The organism is Saccharopolyspora sp. NPDC003752 (assembly GCF_053605825.1).
The window spans coordinates 137,705-159,442 of the sequence record NZ_JBSGJZ010000004.1; the positions used below are offsets into that span (position 1 = coordinate 137,705).

At 68.9% G+C, this 21,738-nt stretch carries 2 protein-coding genes; both read left to right on the top strand.

Annotation, left to right across the window (positions count from 1 at the left end; genetic code table 11):
• The first annotated feature begins 39 nt into the window (after positions 1–39).
• Positions 40–12,780 (top strand): amino acid adenylation domain-containing protein, encoded by a 12,741-nt coding sequence (locus tag ACWEV3_RS07505; RefSeq protein WP_452613077.1) that lies wholly within the window; start codon positions 40–42, stop codon positions 12,778–12,780.
• Positions 12,777–21,713, top strand: coding sequence for an amino acid adenylation domain-containing protein (locus tag ACWEV3_RS07510; RefSeq protein WP_452613078.1), 8,937 nt, complete (start codon positions 12,777–12,779; stop codon positions 21,711–21,713). Before ACWEV3_RS07505 ends, ACWEV3_RS07510 begins: the two co-directional genes overlap by 4 nt.
• The last annotated feature ends 25 nt before the right edge of the window (positions 21,714–21,738 follow it).

Genomic DNA, 21,738 nt, shown 5'->3' on the forward strand with positions numbered 1-21,738 from the left:
TCCGCCTGGTTGATGACGAAGTGAAGGAGTCGGGCCTTGGTGGCGTTGAACCCTGTCCGGAGCAACACGGTTCCAGAGCTGTTCGAGGCGCAGGCCGCTCGCGCTCCGGAGGCGATCGCGGTGGTGGCCGAGGACGCCACGCTGACCTACGCCGCGCTCAACACCCGCGCCGACGACCTCGCCGGACTCCTCTTGGAGCGTGGTGCGGGAAGCGAGACCAGGGTGGCCGTGCTGCTGGACCGCTCCGCGGATCTGGTCGTGGCGTTGCTCGCGGTGCTGAAGGCGGGCGCGGCGTACGTTCCGCTGGACCCGCGTCATCCGGCGGACCGCATTCGCTTCCTGCTGCGGGACTCCGCAGCGTCGATGCTGCTGACCGACGATGCCGCACCGGAGCTCGTCGAGTCGGTCGACGTCGTCATGCTCGACGACGCGGCTGACCGGGCGGCACCGAAACCCGCGGTTCCACGCGATCCCCGGCAGCTCGCGTACGTGATGTACACGTCCGGTTCTTCCGGGCTGCCGAAGGGAGTCGCGACCACCCACGCCGACGTGGTGGCGCTCGCGTCGGACAGCGCATGGGAGTCCGGGCAGCACGAGCGCGTCCTGCTGCACTCGCCGGGCGCCTTCGATGCGTCGACGTACGAGTTGTGGGTTCCGCTGCTGCGCGGCGGCCGGGTCGTGGTCGCGCCGCCGGGAGACCTGACCGCTCATGCGCTGGATCGCTTGATCGCGGAACACCGCATCACCGGACTGTGGCTCACCGCAGCACTTTTCAACGTCTTGGCGGACGAACGACCAGAGGTCTTCGCCGAGGTGGGCGAGGTGTGGACAGGTGGGGAAGCCGCTTCGGCCGCGGCCTTCCGCCGGGTCTTGGACGCTTGCCCGCGGACGACGTTGGTGAACGGGTACGGCCCGACGGAAGTCACGACGTTCGCGACCAGCCATGTGGTGCGCCCAGGCGCGGAACTGGGGAACGGCGTCCCGATCGGTGGTCCGCTGGACGACACGCGTGCGCACGTGCTGGACGCGGGCCTTCGACCGGTGCCGCCGGGCGCGGTGGGGGAGCTGTACGTCGCAGGTGCCGGGGTGGCGCGCGGGTATTGGGGGCGCGCCGGGTTGACGGGCGAGCGGTTCGTGGCGGACCCGTTCTCCGCCGGTTCCCGGATGTACCGGACCGGGGACCTGGCCCGCTGGAACTCGGAAGGTGCTCTGGAGTTCGTCGGGCGCGCCGATGACCAGGTCAAGATCCGCGGCTTCCGGATCGAGTTGAGCGAGGTCGAGGCCGTCCTGAGCGCCGATCCCCGGGTGGCGCGGTGCGTGGTGGTGGCCCGGGAGGACGAGCCGGGAGGCAAGCGGCTGGTCGCGTACGTCGTCGCCGGACCGGACGGGTGCGAGCCGGCCGAGGTGCGGGCGAACGCGGCCCGGTTCCTACCGGATTACATGGTGCCCTCGGCGGTCGTGGCTCTCGAAAGTTTTCCGTTGAACACCAATGGGAAGGTCGACCGGGGCGCGTTGCCGGTTCCGGAGGTCGAGACCGGGAAGGGGCGGGGCCCCCGCACGCCCGGCGAAGACCTGCTGTGCGGGTTGTTCGCCGAGGTGTTGGGCGTGGAGGGGGTGGGGGTCGACGACAGCTTCTTCGAGCTGGGCGGCCATTCGCTGTTGGCGACCCGGTTGGTGAGTCGTGTTCGCGCCGCGTGTGGTGTGGAGTTGTCCGTACGTGCGGTGTTCGAGGCGCCGACGGTGGCGGAGCTCGCTGCGCAGGTCGACGCTCAGGAGGGCGGGGCGGGTCGGCCGTTGGTGGCCGGGGACCGGCCGGAGCGCATTCCGCTGTCGTTCGCCCAGCAACGGCTCCGGTTCGTCGACGAGCTCGGAGCCGCCGGGTCGGCCTACCACATTCCGCTGGCATGGCGGCTGACCGGCGAGGTCGACGTTCCGGCCCTCCGCGAGGCGGTCTGGGACGTGGTGGACCGCCACGAAGCACTTCGGACGGTGTTGCCCGAGGTCGGGGGCGTGCCGGAGCAGAAGGTGCTCCACGGCGCGCGGAGCGTCCTGGACGTTCCGGTGTTGCGCGCCTCGGCTGCTGAGGTCGATCGGGTCGTGGCCGGCCACGCGGAGCAGCGGTTCGACCTGTCCCACGAGGTGCCGGTCCGCGCGCGGATCTTCGTGGTGGACGAGCGGGAGGTCGTGCTGTCGGTGGTGTTGCACCACGTGGCCGGTGATGGCTGGTCGGTGGTGCCGCTGGTGCGGGATTTGGGCACGGCGTATGCCGCGCGGCGCGTTGGTGAGGTGCCGGGTTGGCGGGATCTGCCGGTGCAGTACGCGGATTTCGCGTTGTGGCAGCGGGAAGTCCTGGGGAGTGAGGATGATCCGGGGAGTGTGATCTCGCGTCAGCTGGAGTTCTGGAAGGGCGAACTCCGTGGTCTTCCGGACGAGATCGCGCTCCCGGTGGACCGGTCTCGTCCTGCGGTTGCTTCGCATTCGGGCCGGCGGGTGGGTTTTGAGGTCTCGCCGGAGTTGCACGCGGGTCTGGCGGGTGTGGCCGGTGAGTGCCGGGCGACGGTGTTCATGGTGGTGCAGGCCGCGTTGGCATTGTTGTTGACGCGGTTGGGTGCGGGTACGGACATTCCGATCGGAAGCCCGATCGCTGGTCGTGCGGAGCAGGCGACCGAGGATCTGGTGGGGTTCTTCGTCAACACGCTGGTGTTGCGGACCGACACATCGGGTGATCCGAGCTTCCGGGAGCTCCTGGGGCGCGTCCGCGAGTCGGATCTGGCCGCTTACGCCCACCAGGACCTGCCCTTTGAGCGGCTTGTCGAGGCGTTGAACCCGCAGCGATCCCTTGCCCGGCATCCGCTGTTCCAGGTCGTGTTGGCGTTCCAGAACGTCGAGCAGGCGAGCTTCAGCTTGCCCGGCGCCGAGGCAGAAGCCCTGTCGGCGGGCGACGGTTCGGCGAAGTTCGATCTGACCTTCGAGCTGACCGAGCGGCGTGGTGCGGGGCTCGCCGGTGAGCTGGAGTTCAGCACGGACCTGTTCGATCGCGCCACCGCGGAACAACTCGCGGCCCGGCTGGTGCGCGTGCTGGAAGCGGTTGCCGCCGACCCGGATGTCCGGGTCGGCGACGTGGACGTCCTGACCGAGGACGAGCGCTCTCGGTTCCTCGAACGCTCGAATGAAGCACCGGACGTCCCGGTGTCGACCCTGCCGGCCTTGTTCGAGGCCCAGGCGGCGGATTCGCCCGATGCCGTCGCGGTGGTCTGCGGCGACGAGTCGGTGTCGTACGCCGGGTTGAACGCTTGCGCGAACCGGCTCGCCCGGCACTTGGCCGACCGCGGCGTCGGCCCGGATTCCGTGGTGGCTCTGATGTTCCCGCGGTCGGTGGAGATGGTCGTGGGGGTGCTGGCGGTGTTGAAGGCGGGTGCCGCGTACCTGCCGATCGATCCGGACCAGCCCGCCGAGCGCATCGGGTTCATGCTCGCCGACGCCGATCCGGCGCTGGTGATGACGGTCCGCCGGGCCGAGGCCGGACTACCTCGCGGACACGGGTTCCCGGTGCTGGCAGTGGACGATCCGGCCGCCGCCGAGGCGGTGGCCGGGATGCCGGGTGTCGATCTCACCGATGCGGATCGGGCACTTCCGCTGGACACCGGTCATGCGGCGTACGTGTTGTTCACGTCGGGGTCGTCGGGGCGGCCGAAGGGCGTGGTCGTCACCCACGCCAACGTCGCGCGGCTGCTGGCGGTCGGTCGAGCCCGCTTCGGCTTCGGCCCCGACGACGTGTGGACCTTGTTCCACTCCTACGGGTTCGACTTCTCGGTCTGGGAGTTGTGGGGCGCGTTCTCGTGCGGCGGTCGGCTGGTGGTCGTCCCGTGGGAGGTGTCGCGCTCTCCCGGCGAGTTCGCCGAGCTGCTGGTCCGGGAGCGCGTGACGGTGCTGAACCAGACGCCGTCGGCGTTCTACCAGCTGGTGCGGGAAGCTCGGGATGGCCGGCTTTGGGAGCGGGGCTGCGTCCGGTACGTGGTCCTGGGCGGTGAGGCGCTGGATAGCAGCCGGATTCCGGATCGGGGTGACGGTCCGGTGGTGGTGAACATGTACGGCATCACCGAGACGACCGTGCACGTCACCCACGCCGAGATCGGGGCCGGTGATGGCGGGCGCGGCGTGATCGGCCGGCCCCTGGCCGACCTGCGGGTGCACGTGCTCGACGCGAACCTGGAACCGGTGCCGGTGGGCGTGGTGGGCGAGATGTACGTCGCCGGCGCGGGAGTGGCGCGGGGCTACGCCGGGCGACCCGGGCTGACCGGGCAGCGGTTCGTCGCCGACCCGTTCGGCGCGGCCGGTGGGCGGATGTACCGCAGCGGGGACCTGGCCCGCTGGAACCGGCACGGCGAGCTGGAGTACGTCGGCCGGGCGGATGACCAGGTGAAGGTTCGTGGCTTCCGGATCGAATCGGGCGAGGTGGAGGCCGCGCTGGGCGCGCATCCTCGGGTGGCGCGGTGCGTGGTGGTCGCGCGCGAGGACCGGCCCGGCGACAAGCGGCTGGTGGCTTACGTCGTGGCCGATGCCCACGGCTGCGACCCGGGCGAGGTGCGGGCGTTCGCGGCCGGACGCCTTCCGGACTACATGGTGCCCTCGGCAGTGGTGGTGCTGGACGATCTGCCGCTGACGGCGAACGGGAAGCTCGATCGCCGCGCGCTACCTGCACCGGATCCCGGCCCCGCGGCGGGGCACGTGCCGCCTCGGACGCCGCGCGAGGTGTTGTTGTGCGGGTTGTTCGCCGAGGTGTTGGGCGTGGAGGGGGTGGGGGTCGACGACGGCTTCTTCGAGCTGGGCGGGCATTCGTTGCTGGCGACTCGGTTGGTGAGTCGCATCCGCACCGCGTGCGGTGTGGAGTTGTCGGTGCGTGCGGTGTTCGAGGCGCCAACGGTCGCCGAACTCGCTGCGCGGATGGAGAGCAACGACGTGCTGGCGGGTGCTGTCCGGGGCTTGGTCGCTGGTGTGCGGCCGGAGCGGGTGCCGTTGTCGTTCGCGCAGTACCGGCTGTGGTTCGTGGACAAGCTGGACGCGGTCGGTTCGGCGTATCACATTCCGCTGGCGTGGCGGCTGTCCGGCGACGTCGACGTTACTGCGCTGCAGGCGGCGGCGCGGGACGTCCTGGCGCGGCACGAGGTGTTGCGGACGGTCTTCCTGCAGGACGAGGACGATGTTCCCCGGCAGCGGATCCTGGACGCCGAAACTGCGTGGGAGCTGGCGGCCGGCGGAACCGGAGTACCGGAGATCGCCGCCGACGAGGTCGCTCGGGTGGTGGCCGAGGAAGCCCGGCGGGCTTTCGACTTGGGTGTGGAGCCGCCGATCAGGGTGCGTTCGTGGGACGTCGCCGAAGGCGGCCACGTCTTGTTGGTGGTGTTGCACCACATCGCCGGTGATGGGTGGTCGGTGGCGCCGCTGCTGCGGGATTTCGGCACGGCGTACGCGAAGCGGCGCACCGGTGAGGCACCGGGTTGGCGGGATCTGCCGGTGCAGTACGCGGACTTCGCGTTGTGGCAACGGGAAGTGCTGGGCAGCGAGGAAGATCCGGGCAGTCTGATCTCTCGCCAGCTGGAGTTCTGGAAGGACGAGCTCCGCGGCCTTCCGGAGGAGATCGTCCTTCCGGTCGACCGGTCTCGTCCGGCGGTCGCTTCGCATTCGGGTCAGCGGCTGGGTTTCGACGTGTCCCCGGGGCTGTATGCGGGCTTGGTGGATTTGGCCGGTGAGTGCCGGGCGACGGTGTTCATGGTGGTGCAGGCCGGGCTTGCTGCGTTGCTGACTCGGTTGGGTGCTGGTGCGGATATTCCGATCGGGAGTCCGATCGCCGGGCGTGCGGAGCAGGCGACCGAGGATCTGGTGGGGCTCTTCGTCAACACCTTGGTGTTGCGGACCGATACATCGGGCGATCCGAGCTTCCGCGAGCTGCTGGCGCGGGTCCGGGAGACGGACCTGGCCGCATATGCCAATCAGGACCTGCCGTTCGAGCGTCTCGTCGAGGCCGTCAACCCGCATCGGTCGCTGGCACGGCATCCGCTGTTCCAGGTGATGTTGGCGTTCCAGAACGTCGAGCAGACGGATCTGGAGATCGCCGGTGCTGGAGTGGAATCCCTGCCGGTGGCTGGTGAGGCGGCGAAGTTCGATCTCACCGTCGAGCTGACCGAGCGGAGTGGTGACGCGGGCGAGTCGGGGCTCGCCGGTGAGCTGGAGTTCAGCACGGATCTGTTCGATCTCGCCACCGCGGAACAACTCGCCGCCCGATTGCTGCGCGTGCTGGAAGCCGTTGTCGAAGACCCGGACGTTCGGCTGGGAGAGATCGACGTCCTCACCGGCGCCGAACGGGAGCAGTTGCTTGAGACGTGGAACGGGCGAGGTGCGGTCGCAGCCGAGTCGACCTTGCCGGAGCTGTTCGAGGTTCAGGTTGCGGAGTCGCCGGATGCCACTGCGGTGGTGTGCGGTGATGAGTCGGTGTCGTATGCCGAGCTCAACGCTCGGGCGAATCGGCTTGCTCGGTGTCTGATCGCTCGTGGTGCTGGGCCGGGTTGTGTTGTGGGTCTTGCGGTTCCGCGGTCGGTTGAGATGGTCGTGGCGGTGTGGGCGGTGTTGAAGTCGGGTGCTGCGTACTTGCCGGTCGATCCGGGATTTCCGGCCGAGCGGATCGGGTTCATGTTGGCCGACGCCGACCCGGTGCTGGTGGTGACGACGGTCGAAGCCGAACACGCGATGCCACCGGGCTTCCCGGTTCTCGTGGTGGATGATCCGGGCACTGCGCCTGTGGTGGCCGGGTTCTCGGATGCGGAGCTCACTCGCGGAGACCGGGCCGGAGCGGGTCTCGATGATGCGGCGTACGTGTTGTTCACGTCGGGTTCGTCGGGGCGCCCGAAGGGTGTGGTCGTCACCCATCGGAACGTGTGCGGGTTCGTTTCGGCGATCGACCCGTGGTTGGAAGCAGGACCCGGGGATCGGTTGCTGGCGGTGACGACGTTGTCGTTCGACATCGCCGTGGTCGAGTTGCTGGCGCCGCTGCTCGCCGGCGCCTCGGTCGTGGTCGCGACCAAGGCTGAGCTGGCGGATCCGCCCGCGTTGGCCGGGTTGGTGGCCGAGTGGGGTGTGACGGTCATGCAGGCCACGCCCGCCCTGTGGCGGGTCGTGGCGGCCGAGGCTCCGGCGATGTTGCGCGGGCTTCGCGTGTTGACCGGTGGCGAGGCCCTGCCGGAGGACCTGGCGACCAGGCTGGGGATGTTGGCCGGTGAGGTGGTCAACCTCTACGGGCCGACGGAGGCCACGGTGTGGTCGACGGCGGCGGAAATCGACCGAACGGGTTCGGTGTCCATCGGCCGACCGCTGGACAACACCCGCGTCTACGTCCTGGATGTGGGCCTGCGTCCGGTACCGCCTGGTGTGCGAGGTGAGCTTTTCATCGCCGGTGATGGCGTGGCGCGGGGTTATCTCGGGCGTCCGGGGTTGATGGCCGGGCGTTTCGTGGCTGACCCGTTCGGTCCGCCTGGTGGGCGGATGTACCGGACCGGGGATCTGGCGCGCTGGAACCGGGACGGGGAGTTGGAGTTCGTCGGTCGGGTGGATGAGCAGGTCAAGGTTCGGGGTTTCCGGATCGAGTTGGGTGAGGTCGAGGCCGTCCTGGCTGCTCATCCGGCGGTGTCGCAGTGCGTGGTGGCCGCGCGGGAGGACCGGCCGGGCGACAAGCGCCTCGTTGCCTACGTCGTGGCTCGCACGGGCGAACTAGACCCTGCGGACTTGCGGGATCACGTGTCCCGCAGCCTGCCGGATTACATGGTCCCTTCGGCGGTGCTGCCCCTGGAGAGCCTTCCCTTGACCGCCAACGGGAAGCTGGACCGGAAGGCGCTGCCCGCTCCGGACTTCGACTCCGGACCGGCGAAAGCGTCGCCGCGGACACCGCGCGAGGAACTGCTTTGCGAGTTGTTCGCCGAGATCCGAGACCTGCCGGAGGTGGGCGTCGAGGACAACTTCTTCGACCTCGGTGGGGACAGCATCGGGTCCATGCAGCTGGTGAGCCGCGCCCGGAGCGCCGGACTGGTGATCACCCCTCGCGATGTGTTCGAGCACAGAACGCCGGCGGCGTTGGCAGCCGTCGCGGGGGTGCTCCAGACCGCGCCGGACACCTCCGGCGATTCCGATTCGGTGCTGGTCGTGCTCGATGCGGTCGAGGCTCGGCTGGTGGAGGAGGCGGTCGGTGGGGTGGTGGACGTCCTCCCGCTGTCGCCGCTCCAGGAAGGGTTGCTGTTCCACGCCGTCTTCGATGACGGATCGAACGATGTCTATTCGGTGCAGCTGGTTTTCGAGCTGTCGGGGGAGGTGGATGGCGAGAGGTTGCGCCGTGCTGGGGATGTGCTGCTCGCGAGGTATCCGAATCTGCGGGCGTGCTTCGTTCACGAGGGGCTGAGTCGTCCGGTTCAGGTCGTGCCGGGGGAATCGGATATCGGCTGGACCGAGGTGGATCTGCCGGCCTGCGAGGAGACCGAGCGCGAGCTGGATCGGTTGTTGGAGCGGGATCGTGCCGCCGGGTTCGACGTGCAGCGGGGACCGCTGCTGCGGATGATGTTGGTTCGCCTCGGCGAGGAGCGTTCCCGGCTGGTGGTGACCACCCACCACCTCGTGCTGGACGGCTGGTCGCTTCCGCTGCTGGTGCGTGAATTGTTCACGTTGTACGAGCGACGCGGCGATGATGGTGACTTGCCCGTGCCGAAGAGGTATCGGGACTTCCTGGCGTGGCTGAGCGATCGTGACCGTGACGCGGCACTGGGAGCGTGGCGGGAGGCGTTGGAGGGCGTTGAGCCGTTGTTGCTCGGCTCTGGGGATCGGGCGCCGGTCGTACCGCAGCGGTTCTCGCTGGAGTTGCCGGAGGAGCTGACCGCAGGGCTGGTGGAATGGGCCCGGGCCAGCGGACTGACCCTGAACACGGTGGTGCAGGGCGCGTGGGCGCTGCTGCTGAGCCGGTGGACCGGGCGCGGGGACGTGGTGTTCGGGTCCACTGTGTCTGGTCGTCCTCCGGAGCTTCCGGAGGTGGAGTCGATGTTGGGTCTGTTCATCAACACGATCCCGGTCCGGGTCCGGCTGGCTCCTTCGGAGACCGTCGCGGAGATGCTGGTCCGGTTGCAGGCGGAGCAGGCGCGGCTGCTGGACCACCAGTACTTGGGCTTGGCGGACATCCAGCGCCAAGTGGGTACCGGTGAGCTGTTCGACACCGCCACCGTCTACGAGAACCATCCGATCGACCTCGACGAACTGTCGAATCCGATGCGCGAGTTGCGGATGACGTCGGCGGAGAGCCTCGACGCCACCCACTACACCCTCAACCTGGCGGTGATGCCCGGCGAGCGGCTGCAACTGCGGTTCGGCTACCGCCCCGACGTCTTCGAGCAGGCCACCGTCGAGACGCTCGCCAGCCGCTTCCAACGCATCCTCGAAACAGTTGTCGAGGATCCGGGCCAGCGGGTGGGGCGCATCGATGTCCTCTTCGAGGAGGAGCGCCGTCGGCTTCTCGTGGACTGGAACGCCGCCGAGGTCGAGGTTCCGGAGGTCGCGCTGCCGGAGTTGTTCGAGGCGCAGGTTGTGCGGGCGCCGGAGGCGACGGCGGTGATGTGTGGTGGTGTGTCGGTGACGTACGGGGAGCTCAATGCGAGGGCGAACCGGCTCGCTCGTTGTTTGGTCGCGCGGGGTGCTGGGCCGGAAGCCGTTGTTGCGCTGGCGCTTCCGAGGTCGGTGGACATGGTTGTCGCCGTGTTGGCCGTTCTCAAGGCCGGGGCCGCCTATCTGCCCATCGACTTGGACCATCCCGCCGAACGCATCCGGTTCATGCTCGACGACATCAAGCCGGTGCTGGTGGTGACGGCCGGTGATGTCGAAGATGTCGTTCCGCCAGACCTGCCTCGACTGGTGGTCGGTGATCCGGCGGCGGCCGGGTTCTCGGGTGCGGATCTGGTGGATGGGGATCGGGTTGGTCCGTTGGCCGCGGGGAACGCGGCGTATGTGTTGTACACGTCGGGTTCGACGGGGCGGCCGAAAGGTGTCGTGGTCGCGCATTCGAGTGTTGTTGGGTTGGCGATGTGGGCTGCGAAGGCGTTCGGCGATCGGTTGCGGTGCGTGTTGGCGTCGACGTCGTTGAACTTCGATGTTTCGGTTTTCGAGATCTTGGTGCCGTTGACGGTGGGTGGGCGCGTCGTGCTGGTGGACGATCTGCTCTCCTTGGCGGATTCGCCGGAGTTGCTGTCCGAGGTTTCTCTCGTCAGCGGTGTTCCGTCGGCAGTCGCGGGCTTGCTGGGGGCGTGCGACATGCCGGAGAAGCGGAGCGTCGAGACGTTGGTCCTGGCAGGCGAGGGGCTGCCGGCGTCGTTGTTGTCGCGGGTGAGATCGGTGTTCCCGGATTGCTCGGTGGCCAATATCTATGGGCCGACCGAGGCGACAGTGTATGCGACGGCGTGGTTCTGGCGCGATGACCGGCCGGTGGAGGTGCCGCCGATCGGCCGGCCGATCTCGAACACCCGGGTCTACGTGCTGGATGCCGAGATGCGGATGGTACCGCCTGGTGTGGTGGCAGAGCTCTACCTCGCGGGAAGCGGACTGGCCCGCGGCTACTCGGGGCGTTCGGGCCTGACCGCGAATCGTTTCGTCGCCGACCCGTTCGGCCCTGCGGGCGGCCGGCTGTACCGGACCGGTGACCTGGTGCGGTGGAACCGGGATGGTGAGCTGGAGTTCGTCGGCCGGGTCGACGACCAGGTGAAGGTGCGCGGCTTCCGGATCGAGCTCGGCGAGGTCGAGACCGCCCTGACCTCCCACCCGCGAGTGGCTCACGCCGTCGTCGTCGCGAGGCAGGATCGGCCGGGGGAGAAGCGGTTGGTGGCCTACGTGGTGCCGACCGGTGACGGCTGCGAGCCGGACGGACTGCGGGATCACGTCGCCAGGGCCCTGCCCGACTACATGGTGCCCACCGCGGTCGTGCTGCTGGACCGATTGCCGTTGAACGCCAACGGGAAACTGGATCAGGAGGCGCTCCCCGCGCCCGAGGTGAAGGCAGGGGGCGGACGAGGTCCACGCTCCGCGCGGGAGGGGCTGTTGTGCGAGGCGTTCGCCGAGGTGCTCGAGATCGCCGACGTCGGCCCGGAGGACAGCTTCTTCCAGCTGGGCGGGGACAGCATCTTGTCGATCCAACTGGTCGCCAGATTGCGCAGGGCTGGTTTGGTGTTGAGTCCGCGTCAGGTGTTCGAGCACCGGACTCCGGCAGGACTGGCGGCGGTGGCGGCATCGGGTTCGGCGCCGGCCGCGGTGGTTTCCGGGGTCGGGGCCGTGGCGTTGACGCCGGTGATGCATTGGCTGGGCGAACGGGGTGATCTGGGGGCGGCCTACTTCCAGTCGGTGGCGCTGGAGGTTCCGGCCGGATTGTCGTTGAGGGCCTTGGTATCGGCTCTCGGGGCCGTGGTGGATCGGCATGATCTGCTGCGGGCTCGGTTGGGTGAGCAGGGTCTGGTGGTGCCGCCGGTGGGATCGGTCGATGCCGCCGACCTGGTGGAGCGGACCGGAGTTCCTGAGGCTGATCCGGACTGGCGGGTCGTGCTGGCGGGGGCGGAGGCAGCCGCGGCGGCTGGTTTGGATCCCGCACGAGGGGTGATGCTCCGGGCGGTCTGGCTGGACGCGGGCGGCTCACGACCAGGACGACTCCTGCTGGTCGCCCATCATCTGGTGGTCGACGGGGTGTCGTGGCGCGTCGTGGTGTCGGATCTGCGGGAAGCGCACCGGGCATCGGCCTCAGGGCGGCCGGCGGAGTTGCAGCCGGTCGGCACATCGTTCCGCCAGTGGGCCGGTCTGCTGGGCGAGCTCGCTGAATCGCGGGCGTCGGAGCTGCCGATCTGGAAAGAGGTCTTGGCCGATCCCGGCGTGCGTGTGACCGATCGCGACGTTGCGGGCGGGGACACGGTGGCAGGAGTGCGGTCGTTGAACGTCTCACTGCCTGCGGAGCAGACGGCGGCGTTGCTGACGAGGGTCCCTGCGGCGTTCTTCGCCGGCGTCGACGACGTGTTGCTGACGGCGCTGGCGTTGGCCGTGCGGCACCACACCGGCTCGGCGGGTGGCGTGCTGGTCGATGTGGAAGGGCACGGCAGGCACGAGGAGGTCGTCCAGGGGGTCGATCTGACCCGAACGGTGGGTTGGTTCACCACGTTGCACCCGGTGCTGCTGAATCCCAGCGAGCTCGACTGGGCCGAGATCACCACCGGAGGCCCCGCTCTGGGAACAGCGTTGAAGCAGGTCAAGGAGCAGCTTCGGGCGATTCCCGATCACGGTCTGGGCTACGGACTCCTGCGGTACCTCAATCCGGCCACCGCACCAGAGCTCGTGAGGCCGGCAAGTCCGCAGATCGCGTTCAACTACCTGGGGCGATTCGGCGCGGCTGGCGGCGGTGAGTGGGCCTGGGCGCCGGAAGCCGATGCCCTCGGCGGTGGTGCGGACCCGAGGCTGGGCGTGGGGCACGGCATCGAGATCAACGCGATCGCGGAAGACCGTGCCGACGGGGCGCGGTTGACGGCGACGTGGTCCTGGCACACCGATGTCATCAGCCGCGAAGCCGTGCACGACCTCGCGCAGGACTGGCTGGCCGTCCTGAATGGACTCCACGCCCACGCCGATCGGCCCGGAACAGGTGGACGTACTCCGTCGGACCTGTCCCTGCTCCGGCTCGACCAGCACGACATCGAGCGACTTGAATCTTGGTGGAAGGACTCCAGATGACCGACCCGGATTTCGAAGACGTTCTGCCGCTGTCGCCGTTGCAGGAGGGGTTGCTGTTCCACGCCGTTTACGACGGGGGAGGGGGCGATGTGTATGTGATGCAGCTGGTGTTCGACTTCGCGGGTGAGGTGGACGGGGAGGCGTTGCGGCGCGCCGGGGACGTGCTGTTGCGGCGGTATCCGAACTTGCGGGCATGCTTCGTCCACGAGGGGTTGAGCCGTCCGGTTCAGGTCGTACCGCGGGATTCGGGTATCGGCTGGTCCGAGGTGGATCTTTCGGATTGCGAAGAAGCCGGGCACGAGTTGACGCGGCTGCTGGAGCGGGATCGGGCCGCTGGGTTCGATGTGCAGCGGGGTCCGCTGCTGCGGCTGATGCTGGTTCACCTGGGGGAGGGGCGTTCCCGGTTGGTGGTGACCAACCACCACCTCGTGCTGGACGGCTGGTCGCTCCCGCTGCTGGTTCGCGAGCTGTTCGCCCTGTACGAGCGGCGCGGCGACGACAGCGATCTACCGGTTCCGGGGAGATACCGGGATTTCCTCGCGTGGCTGGCGAATCGTGATCGTGACGCGGCGCTGGGTGCGTGGGCCGAAGCGTTGGAGGACGCCCAGCCGCTGTTGGTGGGTTCGGGGGTTCGGGCTCCCGTGCTGCCGGACGAATGCTCGCTGGAATTGCCCGAGCCCTTGACGGCGGCCCTGGCCCGATGGGCTCGGGGGCGTGGGTTGACGCTGAACACGGTGGTGCAGGGTGCGTGGGCGCTGTTGCTGGGTCGGTGGACCGGTCGTGGGGATGTGGTGTTCGGGTCCACTGTGTCTGGTCGTCCTCCGGAGCTTCCGGGTGTGGAGGCGGTGCTGGGGCTGTTCATCAACACGATCCCGGTCCGGGTCCGGTTGGATCCGTCGGAGTCCATCGTGGACTTCCTCGTCCGGTTCCAGGATGAGCAGGCCAGGTTGTTGGACCACCAGCACCTCGGGTTGGCCGACATCCAGCGGCAGGTCGGTACCGGGGAACTGTTCGACACCGCCATCGCATTCGAGAACTACCCGCTCGACCCCGACGAGGTGCTCAACCCGTCCTCCGCGATCACCGTTGCGTCGGTGTCGAGCTGGGATGCCACCCACTACGCGCTCCACCTCGTGGTGATGCCCGGCGAGCGGCTCCGGCTGCGGTTCGGTTACCGGCCCGATGTCTTCGACCGCTCCACGGTGGAAGGATTCGCCGGACGTCTCGCCGAGATCTTGCGAACCGTCGTCGACGAACCCGACCAGCACGTGGGGCGCATCGACATCCTCACCGACGCCGAACACCACCGGCTTCTCGAAGAATCGAGCGGGAGCCGGACCAGCGTTCCGGCGGTCGCATTGCCGGAGTTGTTCGAGGCGCAGGTTGTGCGGGCGCCGGGGGCCACGGCGGTGGTGTGTGGTGGTGTGTCGGTGACGTATGGGGAGCTCAATGCGAGGGCGAACCGGCTTGCTCGTTGTTTGGTCGCGCGGGGTGCTGGGCCGGAATCCGTTGTTGCGCTGGCGCTTGCGAGGTCGGTGGACATGGTTGTCGCCGTGTTGGCCGTTCTCAAGGCCGGGGCCGCCTATCTGCCCATCGACCTCGACTATCCCGCCGAGCGAGTTGAGTTCATGCTCGACGACGCCAAGCCGGTGTTGCTGTTGACGGCTTCTGGGGTCGAGGTCGGCCTTCCCGACGACGCCCTGCCCGTTGTGGTGGTGGACGACCCCGTGATGGCCGGGTTCTCGGATGCGGATCTGGTGGATGGGGATCGGGTTGGTCCGTTGGCTGCGGGGAACGCGGCATACGTGTTGTACACGTCGGGTTCGACCGGGCGGCCGAAAGGTGTCGTCGTCGGGCATTCGAGTATCGCGGGTCTTTCTGAGTGGGCCGCGAAGGCTTTCGGCGACCGGCTGCGGTGCGTGTTGGCGTCGACGTCGTTGAACTTCGATGTTTCCGTTTTCGAGATCTTGGTTCCCCTGACGGTGGGTGGGCGCGTCGTGCTGGTGGACGATCTGCTCTCCTTGGCGGATTCGCCGGAGTTGCTGTCCGAGGTTTCTTTGGTCAGCGGTGTTCCGTCGGCAGTCGCAGGCCTGCTGGGGGCGTGGGGCGAGTTGGAAGCTCCGGGCCTGGAGACGTTGGTGCTGGCGGGCGAGGGGCTGCCGGGCTCGTTGTTGTCGCGGGTGAGGTCGGTGTTCCCGGACTGCTCGGTGGCCAATATCTATGGGCCGACCGAGGCGACGGTGTATGCGACGGCGTGGTTCTGCGACGACGACCGGCCGGCCGGAGTGCCGCCGATCGGCCGGCCGATCTCGAACACCCGGGTCTACGTGCTGGATGCCGAAATGCGGTTGGTCCCGCCGGGCGCGGTCGGAGAGCTCCACCTGGCCGGTGCCGGACTGGCGCGGGGCTACTTCGGTCAAGCCGGGTTGACCGGCCAGCGGTTCGTCGCGGATCCGTTCGCCGCTGGGGAGCGGATGTACCGGACCGGTGACCTGGTGCGGTGGAACCGGGATGGTGAGCTGGAGTTCGTCGGGCGGGTCGATGACCAGGTGAAGGTGCGCGGCTTCCGGATCGAGCTCGGCGAGGTCGAGACGGCCCTGACCTCCCACCCGCAGATCGCGCAGGCCGCGGCAGTCGTCCGCGAAGACCAGCTCGGCGACAAGCGGCTCATCGCCTACGTCGTCCCCGACGCCGGCCGGCGGGAGCCTGGCGAGGCAGACCACCAGAAGGTCGGCGAATGGCGAGTGGTCTACGACGAGCTGTACCGGGATGGTTCCGCCGCCGAGTTCGGTGCCGACTTCACGGGCTGGAACAGCAGCTACGACGGCCTCCCCATCCCGCTGCACGAGATGCGGGAATGGCGCGACGCGACGGTGGAGAGGGTGGCGTCGCTCGCCCCGGAGCGGATCCTGGAGATCGGCGTCGGCACCGGCCTGCTGATGTCGCAGCTGGCGCCGAGGTGCGAGTCCTACTGGGCGACCGACTTCTCGCCCGTGGTGGTCGAGGCGCTGCGGGACCGGATCGACGGAGACGCCGGTTACGCGAACGTGGAGTTGCTGTGCCGGCCCGCGCACGTGCTCGACGACCTTCCCACCGGCTTCTTCGACACCATCGTCATCAACTCCGTGGTCCAGTACTTCCCCAGCGTCGACTACCTGGTCGAAGTGCTGACCGCTGCCGTTCGGCTCCTCCGCCCGGGCGGCGCCGTCTTCGTCGGGGACGTGCGCAACCTCCGGCTGCTCAGGTGCTTCGCCACCGCCGTCGAGCTCGGCCGGGCGGACGGCTCGACGCCGCCGGAGGTCCTGCGCAGGTCGGTCGAGCAGAACATCTTGCAGGAAAAGGAGCTGCTGGTCGCGCCCGACTTCTTCGCGCGGTTCCGCGACGTCGTCGAGGACGTGGGCGAGATCGATGTGCGGATCAAGCGCGGTGCGGGTCACAACGAGCTCACCCGCTACCGCTACGACGCGGTCCTGCGCAAGACGACCGGTGTCGTCGGCCCGACCGGTGATGTCGCGGAACCGCTCGAACTGAGGTGGGGGCGCGATGTCCGGGACTTCGCCGGTCTGCGCGAGGTGCTTTCCAGCGCCCGGCCCGAGCGGCTGAGCGTCTCCGGGATTCCCAATGCCCGCTTGACGACGGACCTGGCGGCCGTGCGGGCGGTCGAGCACGGCGCGGACGTCGAATCCGCGCGAGCCGAGCTGGTGCGGGATGTGGCCGGTGCCGAGCCGGACCCCGAGGAATTCGACGAGCTGGCGGCGGAGACCGGCTACCGCGCGGCGCTCACGTGGTCGAGGGCGGCGGAAGAGCTCGATGTCGTGCTGGTTCGCAGCGACATCCTGGGCAACGGCCAACCGCACCCCTCCACCGGAGGTGCCGGGCGTCCCTGGTCGGCGTACGCCAACGACCCAGCGTCGTCGAGCGAGGTGGGTGCGGTCATCACGGCGTTGCAGCCCTACGTCGAGGAGCGGCTGCCCGCGCACATGGTCCCGGCGGCGATCGTCGCCGTGGACCGGCTTCCCCTGAATTCCAACGGGAAGCTGGACCGGCGACGGCTACCGGCGCCGGACTTCGGCGGCACCACGTCGGGCCGCGAACCCCGGACACCGGGGGAAGAGCTGCTGTGCGAGCTGTTCGCGGCGGTGCTCGGCGTGCCGGGGGTGGGCGCCGACGACAGCTTCTTCAAGCTGGGCGGGGACAGCATCATGTCGATCCAGCTGTCCAGCCGCGCCCGCCGGGACGGGGTGGTCATCAGTCCGCGGCAGATCTTCGAGCACAAGACTCCCGCCGCGCTCGCGGCTTTGGTCGCCGAGGAGCAGAACGGCACGCACGAGGGGACAGCCGATTCGGCTTCGGTCGTGCTCGACGAGGCTGAGACCGCTCTGGTGGAGCAGGTGGTCGGCGAGGTGGCCGACGTCCTTCCGCTCTCGCCGTTGCAGGAAGGACTGCTGTTCCACGCCGTCTACGACGATGGCCTGGGGGACGTGTATGTCGTGCAGTTGGCGTTCGAGCTGCTGGGGGAGGTGGATGGGGACGGGTTGAGGCGTGCCGGGGACGTGCTGTTGGAGCGGTACCCGAACTTGCGGGCGTGCTTCGTCCATGAGGGGTTGAGCCGTCCGGTCCAGGTGGTGCCCCGGGAGTCGGCTGTCGCCTGGTCCGAGGTGGATCTGTCGTCTTGCGAGGAGGCCGAGCGCGAGGCGGAGTTGGCTCGGCTGCTGGCGGCGGACCGGGCGGACGGCTTCGACGTGCAGCGGGGTCCATTGCTGCGAATGACGTTGGTACGACTGGGAGAAGGGCGTTCTCGGCTCGTCGTGACCAACCACCACCTCGTGCTGGACGGCTGGTCGATGCCGCTTCTGGTGCGCGAGCTGTTCGCCCTGTACCGGGCGCGGGCGGATGGGGCCGGGATGCCGGCTCCGGGGGCGTACCGGGATTTCCTCGCGTGGCTGGCGAATCATGATCGTGACGCGGCGCTGGGCGCGTGGGCCGAGGCGTTGGAAGGCGCTCAGCCGTTGCTGCTCGGCCCCGGGGATCGAGCTTCGGTCGTTCCACAACGGTTCGTGCTGGATGTTCCGGAAGGGCTGACAGCCGACCTGGTGGAGTGGGCTCGGGGGCGTGGCTTGACGCTGAACACGGTGGTGCAGGGTGCGTGGGGGTTGTTGCTGAGTCGGTGGACCGGTCGTGGGGATGTGGTGTTCGGGTCCACTGTGTCTGGTCGTCCTCCGGAGTTGCCGGGTGTGGAGTCGATGTTGGGGTTGTTCATCAACACGATCCCGGTTCGGGTCCGGTTGGATCCGTCGGAGTCCATCGTGGACTTCCTCGTCCGGTTCCAGGATGAGCAGGCCAGGTTGTTGGACCACCAGCACCTCGGGTTGGCCGACATCCAGCGGCAGGTCGGTACCGGGGAACTGTTCGACACCGCCACCGTCTACGAGAACTACCCGATCGACCCCGACGAGGCGATCGACCCGGAATCCGGGCTCCAGGTGGGGTCGGTGTCCGGTTGGGACGCCACCCACTACGCGCTGAACCTGGTGGCGATCCCGGGGCCGCGCCTGCGCTTGCGCCTGGGCTACCGACCCGATGTCTTCGACCACGCCACGATCGAGGCGCAGTCCGCCCGGCTCCAACGCGTCCTGGAAGCGATCATCGCAGATCCCGACCGGCCGGTGGGCCGGCTCGACCTCCTCTCCAGCGCAGAACGCCGCCAACTGCTCGACGAGTGGAACGGGCGCCAGACCGGCACCCGGGAGACCGCGCTGCCGGAGCTGTTCCGGACCCAGGTCGAGCGGACACCCGATGCGGTGGCGGTCGTCTGCGGCGGCGAATCGGTGACGTACGCGGAGCTCGACGAGCGGGCGAACCGGCTCGCCGGCCTGCTCGTGGAGCTCGGGGTCGGGCCGGAATCCGTGGTCGCGCTGGCGCTCCCGAGGTCGATCGACATGGTCGTGTCGATGTTGGCGGTGCTCAAGTCCGGCGGCGCTTATCTGCCGATCGATCCGGACCACCCCGCCGAGCGGATCGACTTCGTGCTCGCAGACGCCAAGCCGGCGCTGCTGATCACCAACGGCTCCGGCGGGATGCGTGCCGACGTGGCGACCGTGCTGCTCGACGATCCGGCCACCTTCGCGGGCCGTGCGGGGGCAGCCGTGCCGGACCGATCGACGCCGCATCCGGAGAACATCGCCTACGTGATGTACACCTCGGGCTCCACCGGGCAGCCCAAGGCCGTCATGGTCGCGCACGCCAACGTCGTCGACCTGGTCGCGTGCGTGCGGGAAACGATCGGCGTGGACAGCCTGGGCCGGGTGCTGGCGGCGACTCCGCTCGGCTTCGACTTCTCCGTGTTCGAGATCCTCGTGCCGCTGATGGTCGGTGGCGCGGTCGAGGTGGTCCCCAACCTCTTGGCCCTGGCGGACGGACCACCGCGTGGCGGGCTGGTCAGCGGCGTGCCGTCGGTGTTCGCCAGGGTCATCCAGGAGCAGGAACGGCGTCCGGGAGTGGACACGGTCGTGCTCGGCGGGGAGCCGGTTCCACCCGAGTTGTACGACGGCATCCGCGCGGTCTTCCCCGGCTGCCGGGTGGCCAACATCTACGGTCCGACCGAGACGGTGGTGTACTCGACGATCTGGTCCTCCGACGACGACCTGGACGGCGCCCCGCCGATCGGAAGGCCGGTGCCCGGCACGCGGGTGCACGTGCTGGATCCCGAGCTGAGGCTGGTCGCCCCTGGCGTGGTGGGGGAGCTGTACATCGCGGGCAGCGGGTTGGCGCGGGGCTACTGGGAGCGGGCTGGGCTGACCGGCCAGCGGTTCGTCGCGGATCCGTTCGCCGCTGGGGAGCGGATGTACCGGACCGGTGACCTGGTGCGCTGGAACAGGGATGGTGAGCTGGAGTTCGTCGGCCGGGTGGACGACCAGGTGAAGGTCCGCGGTATCCGGATCGAGCCGGGCGAGATCGAGGCAGTGCTGACGGCCCACCCGCACGTGGCTCGCAGTGCGGTGGTGGTCCGGCAGGACCGGCCGGGGGAGAAGCGGTTGGTGGCCTACGTGGTGCCGACCGGCGACGACTGCGAGCCGGATGTGCTGCGGGATCACGTCGCCAGGGCCCTGCCCGACTACATGGTGCCGTCCGCAGTGGTGGTGCTGGAGAGCTTCCCGCTGAACTCCAACGGGAAACTCGATCGGCAAGCCTTTCCCGCGCCCGCGGTGACCACCGGGCCCAGCCGCGGTCCTCGCACCGATCGGGAACGGCTCTTGTGCGAGGCGTTCGCCGAGGTGCTGGGGGTCGCCGAGGTCGGCGCGGAGGACGGTTTCTTCCAGTTGGGCGGGGACAGCATCGCCTCGATGCAGCTGGTCGCCAGAGTGCGCAGGGTCGGTCTGGTCCTGAGTCCTCGTCAGGTGTTCGAGTGCAGGACGCCCGCGGAACTGGCGGTTGTGGCGTCGTCGGGTTCGGTGTCGGCCTCGGTGGTTTCCGGGGTGGGGGATGTGGCGTCGACGCCGGTGATGTGCTGGCTGGGCGAGCGGGGTGGGCTGGGGTCTGTCTTCTACCAGTCGGTGGTGCTGGAGGTTCCGGCGAGCTTGTCGCTGGAGGTGTTGACGGGTGCCGTCGGAGCGGTGGTGGATCGGCATGATCTGCTGCGGGCTCGGTTGGGTGAGCGGGGCCTGGTCGTGCCGCCGGCGGGGTCGGTGGACGTCGCCGATCTGGTCGAGCGGGTAGTGGTGCCCGAAGCCGTGGATTGGGCTTCGGCGCTCGCCGGGCGGGGCGAGGCCGCTGCGGCCGGTTTGGATCCCGCGCGAGGTGTGATGCTCCGGGCGGTCTGGTTGGACGGCGGTGGTTCGCGGTCTGGCCGGTTGCTGGTGGTGGCCCATCATGTGGTGGTCGACGGGGTGTCGTGGCGGGTGCTGGCGTCGGATCTGGGGGAGGCGTGCCATGCGCTGCTCTCGGGGCGGTCGGTCGAGTTGCAGCCGGTGGGTACGTCGTTTCGCCAGTGGGCCGGTCTGTTGCGGGAGCTGGCGGAATCGCGGGTGTCGGAGCTGCCGGTGTGGAAAGAGGTTCTGGCTCATCCCGGTGTGCGTGTGACCGATCGCGATGTCGAGAACGGGGACGCGGTTGCGGGGACGCAGTCGTTGACGGTGTCGTTGCCGGTGGAGCGGACGGCGGCGTTGCTGGCGAGGGTTCCTGCGGCGTTCTTCGCCGGTGTCGATGATGTGTTGCTGACGGCGTTGGTGTTGGCCGTGCGGCATCGCGCGGGCACGCCGGGTGGTGTGTTGGTCGATGTGGAGGGGCACGGTAGGTACGAGGAGGTCGTCCCGGGGGTTGATCTGACGCGGACGGTGGGTTGGTTCACCACGTTGCACCCGGTGCTGCTGGATCCCGGCGCCCTGGACTGGCGGGAGGTCACCTCGGGAGGTCCGGGTTTGGGGACGGTGCTGAAGCAGGTCAAGGAGCAGCTTCGGGCGATTCCTGATCACGGTCTGGGTTATGGGCTGCTGCGGTACCTCAACCCGGACACCGCGCCGGAGCTAGCGAGGCTCGCGCGTCCGCAGATCGCGTTCAACTACCTGGGGCGTTTCGGTGCGTCTGCCGGTGGCGAATGGGGTTGGGCCCCGGAGGTCGATGCGCTCGGTGGTGGTGCCGACCCGGCGTTGCGCGTGGGGCACGGCATCGAGATCAATGCGGTCGTGGAGGACGGTGCCGACGGTCCGTTGTTGAGCGCGACGTGGTCCTGGCACACCGCCGTTGCCAGCCGTGAAGCGGTGCACGACCTGGCGCAGGACTGGTTGGCGGTCCTGAATGGACTCATCGCCCACGTCGATCGGCCCGGCACGGGCGGGCGCACTCCGTCGGACCTGCCCCTGCTCCGGCTCGACCAGCACGACATCGATGAGCTGGAAGCGGATCTGGAGCTGGAGTGGGAAGACCTCGACCGCTGATCGCGGCGGCCGGCCGCTCGGCGGG

What these genes read in the sequence shown, in the direction of transcription:
- ACWEV3_RS07510 (WP_452613078.1), top strand. Translation starts at nt 12,777, where the DNA reads ATGACCGACCCGGATTTCGAAGACGTTCTGCCGCTGTCGCCGTTGCAG.